9 protein-coding genes and 1 pseudogene are annotated in these 8052 nt (G+C 35.5%); 8 read left to right on the top strand and 2 right to left on the bottom strand.

Annotation, left to right across the window (positions count from 1 at the left end; all coding sequences use genetic code 11):
- The 8 genes from ACY2V1_RS07745 to trpA form a co-directional block, all read left to right on the top strand.
- The coding region (locus tag ACY2V1_RS07745) for a prephenate dehydrogenase/arogenate dehydrogenase family protein (RefSeq protein WP_461834225.1) at nt 1–662 on the top strand (662 nt) is incomplete at its 5' end.
- A 102-nt stretch (nt 663–764) separates the two neighbouring features.
- Nucleotides 765–2168 carry an anthranilate synthase component I family protein gene (locus ACY2V1_RS07740; RefSeq protein ID WP_461834224.1) on the top strand — a complete coding sequence of 468 codons (1404 nt, stop codon included), beginning with the start codon at nt 765–767 and terminating at the stop codon, nt 2166–2168.
- On the top strand, nt 2149–2748 hold the full coding sequence (locus tag ACY2V1_RS07735; protein ID WP_461834223.1) for an anthranilate synthase component II: 600 nt from the start codon (nt 2149–2151) through the stop codon (nt 2746–2748). The genes ACY2V1_RS07740 and ACY2V1_RS07735 overlap by 20 nt, the downstream gene beginning before the upstream one ends.
- Complete coding sequence (gene trpD / locus ACY2V1_RS07730) at nt 2738–3739, top strand: anthranilate phosphoribosyltransferase (RefSeq protein ID WP_461834222.1); 1002 nt, start codon at nt 2738–2740, stop codon at nt 3737–3739. The genes ACY2V1_RS07735 and trpD overlap by 11 nt, the downstream gene beginning before the upstream one ends.
- Nucleotides 3740–3860: 121 nt before the next feature.
- Nucleotides 3861–4631: an indole-3-glycerol-phosphate synthase gene (locus ACY2V1_RS07725; RefSeq protein ID WP_461834221.1), complete on the top strand. Its 771-nt coding sequence runs from the start codon at nt 3861–3863 to the stop codon at nt 4629–4631.
- Between the two features lie 192 nt (nt 4632–4823).
- Complete coding sequence (locus ACY2V1_RS07720) at nt 4824–5444, top strand: phosphoribosylanthranilate isomerase (protein ID WP_461834220.1); 621 nt, start codon at nt 4824–4826, stop codon at nt 5442–5444.
- Nucleotides 5441–6607: a tryptophan synthase subunit beta gene (gene trpB / locus ACY2V1_RS07715; RefSeq protein WP_461834219.1), complete on the top strand. Its 1167-nt coding sequence runs from the start codon at nt 5441–5443 to the stop codon at nt 6605–6607. The genes ACY2V1_RS07720 and trpB overlap by 4 nt, the downstream gene beginning before the upstream one ends.
- Before the next feature lie 17 nt (nt 6608–6624).
- Nucleotides 6625–7392, top strand: coding sequence for a tryptophan synthase subunit alpha (gene trpA, locus ACY2V1_RS07710; RefSeq protein ID WP_461834218.1), 768 nt, complete (start codon nt 6625–6627; stop codon nt 7390–7392).
- A 2-nt stretch (nt 7393–7394) separates the two neighbouring features.
- Here the strand turns inward: trpA and ACY2V1_RS07705 are convergent, their stop codons facing one another.
- The gene (locus ACY2V1_RS07705; RefSeq protein ID WP_461834217.1) at nt 7395–7523 is read right to left on the bottom strand and encodes a hypothetical protein; all 129 of its coding nucleotides are present in this window, start codon (nt 7521–7523) and stop codon (nt 7395–7397) included.
- Nucleotides 7524–7549: 26 nt separating this feature from the next.
- Nucleotides 7550–8052: pseudogene (locus ACY2V1_RS07700) on the bottom strand (ATP-binding protein); the annotation flags it as partial.

Genomic DNA, 8052 nt, shown 5'->3' with positions numbered 1-8052 from the left:
TTGATCTTTCGGCAGTTGAGGATATTTTTGATGATCTTCACATTGCACTGTTATGCGTTCCAATTCATGCCATAAAGGATGTTGTGGTAAAATTAAAAAATAAATTAAATAAAGATACTATCTTAGTTGATATATGTTCAGTAAAGGTGCTTCCAATGGAGGCCATGTTGAATAATTATCCAGGTCCTGTTGTTGGGACCCATCCCCTATTTGGTCCAAACCCCGAGCCTGATCACCCTTTAAAAATAGCTATTGTAAAAGGGAGAGGAGATAATGAATTAAAAATAGTTAAGGATCTATTTGTCTCTATTGGATTGGATGTTTTTGAATGTAGTGCAAAAGAACATGACCGGGCAATGGCCTTTATCCAGGGTCTCAATTTTGTGACTACACTTTCTTATTTTGCCGCCTTTTCTGGTGATGAGTCTCTTCTTAGATTCATCACTCCCTCTTTTAAAAGACGTATTGAATCAGCAAAAAAGATGTTATGTGAAGATTCTTCTCTTTTTCAGACCCTATTTGAGTCAAATCCATATTCCCACGACGCAGTAAAAAAATTCAGGTCATTTTTAAATCTGGCGTCTGCAGGTGACCTAGACATTTTAGTCCAAAAGGCCTGGTGGTGGTGGCAAGTGGATAAAAATAAGGGGGGTGCGCCCTAAAAAGGGATGTTTTAAATAAAGGATTAATTGAGGTTGAGGGCCGCATCCCCCAAAAGGGATGCGGCCTTTTTTATTTCTTAAACCATTTTACAGGAGTTTTTTATGAACATTGAAATCAATCAAAATATAACCGCATATCCTGCTGATGTGCACACACCAATTGGCCTTTATCTAAAATTTGTGGGTAGAGATAAAGGCATACTCCTTGAGAGTGCTGAAGTAGATGGAAGACTTGGAAGATATAGCCTCCTTGCCTGGGATTTTAGACTGCAACTTAAATTAAAAAATGGAAAAATGGAGGTAAAAGCTTATGATCCTAAATTTTCAAATATAGAAAAATTTAAAGGACAGGATTTTTTTGAAGCAATTAAAAAGATTTTAAAAATTATCTCTATTAATCCATCAAACCAAAAACTTCCTCCTATCACAAGATCACTCATTGGATATATTGGATACGAGTGCATAGGACTATTTGAACCAAAGCTTCAAAGCTACATGGATATCAATGATGCTGAATCCATTTTTGTCCTTCCTGGAAAACAGATCCTCTACGATCACCTCCATCTTAAATGTTATTACATCTCCATTGATGGAGAAAAATTAACAGAAGCTAAAGATAAGATCAGCCTGAATACAGGACATAAAATAGGCAACGTTCACTCATCTTTTAAGGACGAAGAATTCATTTTAGCAGTAAAACAAACAAAAGATCTCATATATCAGGGAGAAGCCATTCAAGTTGTATTGTCAAATAGATTTTCATCTGATTTTTCAGGAGAACCCTTTAGCGTGTACAGGGGACTCAGGCAGACCAATCCATCTCCATATATGTTTTTTATGAATTTAGAGGACATTACTTTAATTGGCTCCTCTCCTGAACTCATGGTGCGATGTCAAAATGGTATTGCTGAGGTAAGGCCCATTGCTGGAACAAGGAAAAGGGGCAAAACCGAACTTGAGGACAAAAAGCTTGCAATAGACCTTATTAATGACCCAAAGGAACGGGCTGAGCACGTGATGCTCGTAGATCTTGGAAGAAATGACCTAGGACGTATAGCTACACCTGGCTCTGTTGAGGTAAGCAAGTTTATGGAAATAGAAAAATTTTCCCATGTTATGCATTTAACATCCTATGTTGTTGCCAAACTAAGAGATGGTTTAGATGCTATTGATATTATTTGTGCAACTTTTCCCGCAGGAACAGTATCTGGAGCACCAAAAATCAGGGCAATGGAAATTATATCTCAAATGGAAAATATCCCCCGTGGGCCATATGCAGGGGCTGTTGGCTGGTTAGGACTATCCCGGGAAAGACACTTCCTGGATACAGGCATAATTATACGATCACTCTGGATAAAAAATTCAAATGTCTTCTGGCAGGCTGGAGCAGGGATTGTTGCAGATTCAAAACCAGAAAATGAATGGATGGAATGTCACAATAAGGCAAAGGTCATATATCAAATTCTAACCAATGGTGGAGGTACAGATGTTTTTGCTAATAGATAATTACGACTCTTTTACATATAACTTAGTACAAATTTTTCAAAAACTAAATGTATTTCCCAAGGTATTTAGAAACGACGATGAGAGTATGTTTGAACATCTTAAAGAAAAAAAACTAAAAGGGATTATTTTATCACCTGGGCCAGGGGGGCCTCTTTCCAGTGGACTATGTCTTAAGGTCTTAGAAAATATCCCCCCAAATATGCCTGTACTAGGAGTATGTCTTGGGCATCAAGTCCTTGGTTATTTTGCTGGTTATCAAATATCTCAGGCAAAAAAAATCATGCATGGCAAGACCTCCTCTATAAAATTTAAAAAAAGCCCATTATTTGAAAACATGGAGAATCCCTTTATTGCTACAAGATATCACTCATTGGTGATCTCAAAACCAAGGATTAAAAATCCCATGGACATTGAAATATTAGCAAAAAGTGAAGATGGAGAGATTATGGCAATTGGTTTTAAGGATAGGCCATGGTATGGCATTCAATTTCATCCAGAATCAATACTCAGTAAATCAGGCCCAAAAATAATAGAAAACTTCATAAAGATTTCAATAAAAGGAGGACAAAATGGAAATTAAACAAACACTTTTGGCCTTGGCTAACAAACAGGATGTGTCTGAAAATTTATTAATGAAGTGTTTTGATGACCTATTTCAGGGAAAACTTACTCCATCCCAGGCCGGGGCATTTTTGTTTGGCTTAAAAACTAAGGGAGAAACCCCATCTGAGCTCTTTCCAGCAGTTACAACTGCCTTAAAATATGCAGTCAAAATTGATTTAACCGATATGTCAGACAAAACTATAGATACGTGCGGGACAGGGGGAGATGGAAAGATGAGCTTTAATTGTTCTACTGCAGTTGCCCTATATCTTGCTGATATGGGATACAAGGTTGTAAAACATGGAAATAAAGGAGTATCAAGTAAATGCGGAAGTGCTGATATCTTAGAAGAGTTGGGCATACCTTTTTTAAAAGAACCCGTCGAAATAAAAAATTTTTTAAAAAGTAAAAATTTTGTGTTTTTGTTTGCTCCTTTTTTTCACCCTGCATTTAAACATGTAGCTCCTATAAGAATGGAACTTGGAATTCCAACTATTTTTAACATAATGGGACCTCTGCTAAATCCTGCAAATCCCACACATCAACTACTAGGGGTTGGAGACAAAAAATATATGGACACTATGGCAAAAGTATTGCGGTTAAAAGGCATAAAAAGAGCTGCAGTTGTCCATGGAGATGGATTTGATGAAATAACACCTACTGGAGAGACACAAGTTATATTAATTGAGGAAAATAATATAAAAAAATTTACAATTACACCAGAAGAGTTTGAGATTAAAAGGTGCAGTGAACAAGATTTAAAGATCAAAGACAAAAATCAATCATTGGAATTAATGAAACTTCTTTTTGAAGGCCAGGCTCCACAACCTATAAAAGACATGGTTGCATTAAATCTTGGAATGGCCTTGTATCTCTTAAATGAAAATATGCAATTAAAAGATGCAGTAAAATCAGCGAGGCAAAGGATAGATAAAGGATTAAAAAAAGGAAGGAGTCTTTTTTTATAACTCAAAGGAGTATTGGTGTATTGGAGTATTAGTATATTGGTATATTAGTGTATTGGTATATTGGTGTATTAGTATATTGGTAAAAAACCACTAACCACTACTAAAATGCAGGATTAAAAATATGTTAAATAAGTTTATTCAAGCAAAATATGAGGAAATAAATAATTTGAAAAAAATGGAGGATCAAGGTATCTTTCCTGACTCCTATAAAAATAAAAAACCCAAGTTATCAAAATCACTGAAACACAAAAAAGGAATTATAGCGGAATATAAGATTGGATCCCCATCTATGGGGATTATCAATAAAAATTTAGAGGTGTATGAAGTAGTAATGGGATATGTTGAAAATGGTGCTGTTGGTGTATCTGTTATTACAGAAAAAAAATATTTTTATGCTAACCTTGATTTATTGAATAAATTGCAACACATAAATGTTCCTATTCTAAGAAAAGACTTTATAATTGACCCTATTCAGGTAAAATATACTGCTACTACACCTGCATCTTCTATCTTATTAATCGTCAAACTATTTAAAGATAAATATGACGAATTATTGAAATTAATAGATTATTCTTATTTACTTGAACTGGAGCCTGTAGTAGAAATAAATGATGCATATGAACTTGAAATTGCAAGAAAAAGTGGAGCTAAATTATTTCTTATAAATAATAGAAATCTAGATACATTAGAAGTTGATATCAATACTTCTAAAAATCTTATAGAAAAAAAACAAGATAAAGAGATCTGGATTTCAGCAAGTGGAATATCTTCTTCTAAAACAGTGAAAGAAATGTTAGAAATAGGATATGATGGGTGTTTGATAGGTACCTATTTTATGAAACACAAAGACCCTGCAAAGGTGCTTGGGTCTTTTGTAAAGGAATTAGATTGAAAGATTGGGCGATATTGAGTATTGGTATATTGGTGTATTAGTGTATTGGTATATTGGTGTATTAGTGTATTGGTGTATTGGTGTATTGGTGAAAAACTATTAACCAATATACCACTAACCACTATACCACTAACCAATATACCACTAACCAATATACCATTAACCAATATACCACAGAAAGGAGTAAATTAAATGATCTTAAAAGTGTGTGGATTAACCAGATATGAAGACGTTGTGTTTTGCGATGATCTTGGAGTAGATCTAGTTGGATTTATTTTCTTTAAAAAAAGCCCAAGATACATATCCGTGGATAAGGTCAAACATTTTTCTACAAAAAATGCAAAAAAAGTTGGAGTATTTGTGGATCACTCTGCTCATGAAATTCTACAGATAATTGAATATGCAAATCTGGATCTTGTGCAGCTTCATGGAAAATATTCAGAAACAGATTGCGAGAAAATTGGAACACATAGAATAATTTTAACAAAATGGCCTGATGCATATAAAGATAAAAATGCATTTTTAAATGAAATACACAGGCTATCAAATAAATGTTTATATTTTTTGTTTGATGCAGGAATAAAAGGAGGTGGACATGGAACAAAAATAAAAAATATTTCCTTTTTAAAAGCCATTCCAGAAGAAATTAAATGGATCATTGCTGGTGGAATATCTTCAAATAATATAGAGGATATTTTGTGTGAGCTATCTCCAGATGGTATAGACGTAAATTCAGGTGTTGAGATATCTAAAGGCATAAAAGACAAAGATAAAATTATGGACATCTACAAAAAAATAAAGGAGTTAAGATGAAAAAGGCATATTTTGGAGAGTTTGGAGGACAATTTGTTCCAGAACTTTTGATGCCACCCTTAATAGAATTAGAAGAGGCATATGAGCAAATTGTCCCATCAGAAGATTTTCAGAAGGAATTTAATTCAATATTAAAGGATTATGTAGGCAGGCCAACTCCCCTTACCTTTTGTAAGAATTTGAGCTCAGAACTTGGCTTTAATCTCTGGTTAAAAAGGGAGGATCTTGCCCATAGTGGGGCACATAAAATCAATAATACAATTGGTCAGGCACTTTTAACCAAATATATGGGCAAAAAAAGATTAGTGGCTGAAACTGGCGCTGGACAACACGGAGTTGCAACTGCCACTGCTGCAGCATTACTTGGACTTGAGTGCATAGTCTTTATGGGTGCAAAGGATGTAGAAAGACAGGCCCCAAATGTAAAGAGGATGGAGCTTTTGGGGGCTGAGGTAAGGCCTGTATATTCATCTACCCAAACATTAAAAGATGCAATAAATGAGGCCCTTAGATATTGGATATCTCATCAAAGGGATACTCATTATTGTCTTGGCTCTGTTGTTGGTCCACATCCATTTCCTGCCCTAGTAAGGGATTTTCAATCTGTTATAGGAAAGGAGGCAAAGGAACAATTTTTAGAAAAAACAAATAAACTTCCAGACCATGTAATTGCCTGCGTGGGCGGTGGATCAAATGCAATGGGAATCTTTTATGAATTTTTAGAACACAGAGAAGTAAAACTAACAGGTGTTGAAGCTGCTGGTGAAGGCACTCCCAATTGCTACCACTCTGCCACTTTAAACAAAGGAACCCTTGGTATCCTCCACGGCACAAAGACCTATCTTTTACAAACTGAAGATGGACAAATCCTACCATCTCATTCTGTTGCCCCAGGGCTCGATTATCCAGGTGTGGGACCTGAACACGCATATTTAAAGGAGACAAAAAGGGCAGAATATGTTTGCGTAACAGATGAACAAGCACTCTCGGCCTTTAAAGTTCTCTGCAAAAAGGAAGGGATAATCCCGGCCCTTGAGAGTTCACACGCCCTTAGCTTTGCATTAAATCTAAAAGGTAAGGTGAAAGAAAATTACCATGTAATTGTAAATCTCTCAGGCAGAGGCGATAAAGACCTGGATATTGTATTTAAGCATTTGAAATAAAAAATGGAGGATAATTGATGTCACTAAATAAATTTGAGAAAATTTTTCAAGATAAGCAAAAAAAAGGCAAAAAGGCTATTATGCCCTTTTTGCCAGCTGGATATCCAGACAAGGAAAAATTTTGGGAATATATAAGAGAAATGGACCAACTGGGAGCTGATATAATCGAGATAGGTGTTCCATTTTCAGATCCAGTAGCTGATGGCCCAGTTGTGGAAAAGGCATCTAATATTGCGCTTAAAAATGGGGTCAATTTAAAATGGATAATTGATAAGCTAACAGAATACAGAGTTTTCCTTGATTGTGAGATAGTACTTATGGGTTATTGCAATCCCTTTTTTAAATATGGTTATGAAAAACTGGCAAAGGACATGAAAAATGCTGGAGTATCTGGAATAATTATAGCTGATTTACCTTTAGAAGAAAGCATTAAAATAAAGTCTATTTTTGATGCTCATGATATATCGCTAATCTATCTGGTAGGTCTAAACACATCAAAACAGAGACTGGAAAAATATGCAAAACTTGCCTCTGGATTTGTCTATTTTGTATCAGTGCTTGGAACAACTGGTGCAAGGGAGAAATTGCCAGAGGAGCTCAAAGAAAAATTAAAATTAGCAAGGGATATATTCGACCTTCCTATTTCCATTGGATTTGGTATAAAATCTCCATTGCAAGTTAAGGAAATAGAACAGTATATCGATGGAATTGTATTTGGTAGCTCAGTAATTCAACATATAAATAAGGGTAAAGATATAAAAGATTTTTTTAAGGCATGGATCTAAATTTAGGCCCAGGTCTTAAGACCTGGGCTGCAATTATTATTTTTTATTTTAATAATATTGTCTTTCCTTTCAAGGTCTTGTCCTCTGAGCTTACTAAAAGACGATGTATTAAGACCAAATCTTTTTTTCATGGCTTTGCTCCCTTATTAAACAAACTTCACATCCCCCACACCCATATCTCTTTGCCTCTGTATTTTTCCCTTCTCTCAAATATCTTCTCATCCCATGATTTGCCCTTTGTTTTATCAAATATAACAAGGTGCCCTTCATCTGCACCGCACCTGTCCATATACGCGTAGGTCTGAGATAAACCTTCCTCTATGGTCTTTTCCAGACTTTTATAAAGGACCTTGAGCTCAATAACTACCTTTTGCACCTTCTTTGCTTCAAGAAGACTATTTGTCCCAATAGGCCATATCAAAAGAAGATCTGTCCTCCTTCTGCCAAGACCATATTCTCTTTCAATTCTCCCGCCACTGTTTACTATCCTTTGCAAAAATGCCTGCATAAGTAATTGTGGTCCTGCTTCCTTGTATTGAAATCTCTCAAGCCAGCTCTCACTGTGTTCCCTGAAAAACTCCTGAAATGCCCGCATAAGTTTTACCATATCAAGGCTTCCATCTGGATTTACATACCACAAAGCATCATGGGTTATAGTTA

It is taken from the genome of Desulfothermus sp. (assembly GCF_053993635.1).
This window is presented reverse-complemented; position numbering and strand designations above follow the sequence as displayed.

Excerpts from the sequence above, each read along its gene's own strand:
- trpD (WP_461834222.1), top strand. The coding sequence starts at position 2,738 with ATGGAAATTAAACAAACACTTTTGGCCTTGGCTAACAAACAGGATGTG.
- trpB (WP_461834219.1), top strand. The coding sequence starts at position 5,441 with ATGAAAAAGGCATATTTTGGAGAGTTTGGAGGACAATTTGTTCCAGAA.
- ACY2V1_RS07725 (WP_461834221.1), top strand. The coding sequence starts at position 3,861 with ATGTTAAATAAGTTTATTCAAGCAAAATATGAGGAAATAAATAATTTG.
- ACY2V1_RS07720 (WP_461834220.1), top strand. The coding sequence starts at position 4,824 with ATGATCTTAAAAGTGTGTGGATTAACCAGATATGAAGACGTTGTGTTT.
- trpA (WP_461834218.1), top strand. The coding sequence starts at position 6,625 with ATGTCACTAAATAAATTTGAGAAAATTTTTCAAGATAAGCAAAAAAAA.
- ACY2V1_RS07735 (WP_461834223.1), top strand. The coding sequence starts at position 2,149 with ATGTTTTTGCTAATAGATAATTACGACTCTTTTACATATAACTTAGTA.
- ACY2V1_RS07740 (WP_461834224.1), top strand. The coding sequence starts at position 765 with ATGAACATTGAAATCAATCAAAATATAACCGCATATCCTGCTGATGTG.
- ACY2V1_RS07705 (WP_461834217.1), bottom strand. The coding sequence starts at position 7,523 with ATGAAAAAAAGATTTGGTCTTAATACATCGTCTTTTAGTAAGCTCAGA.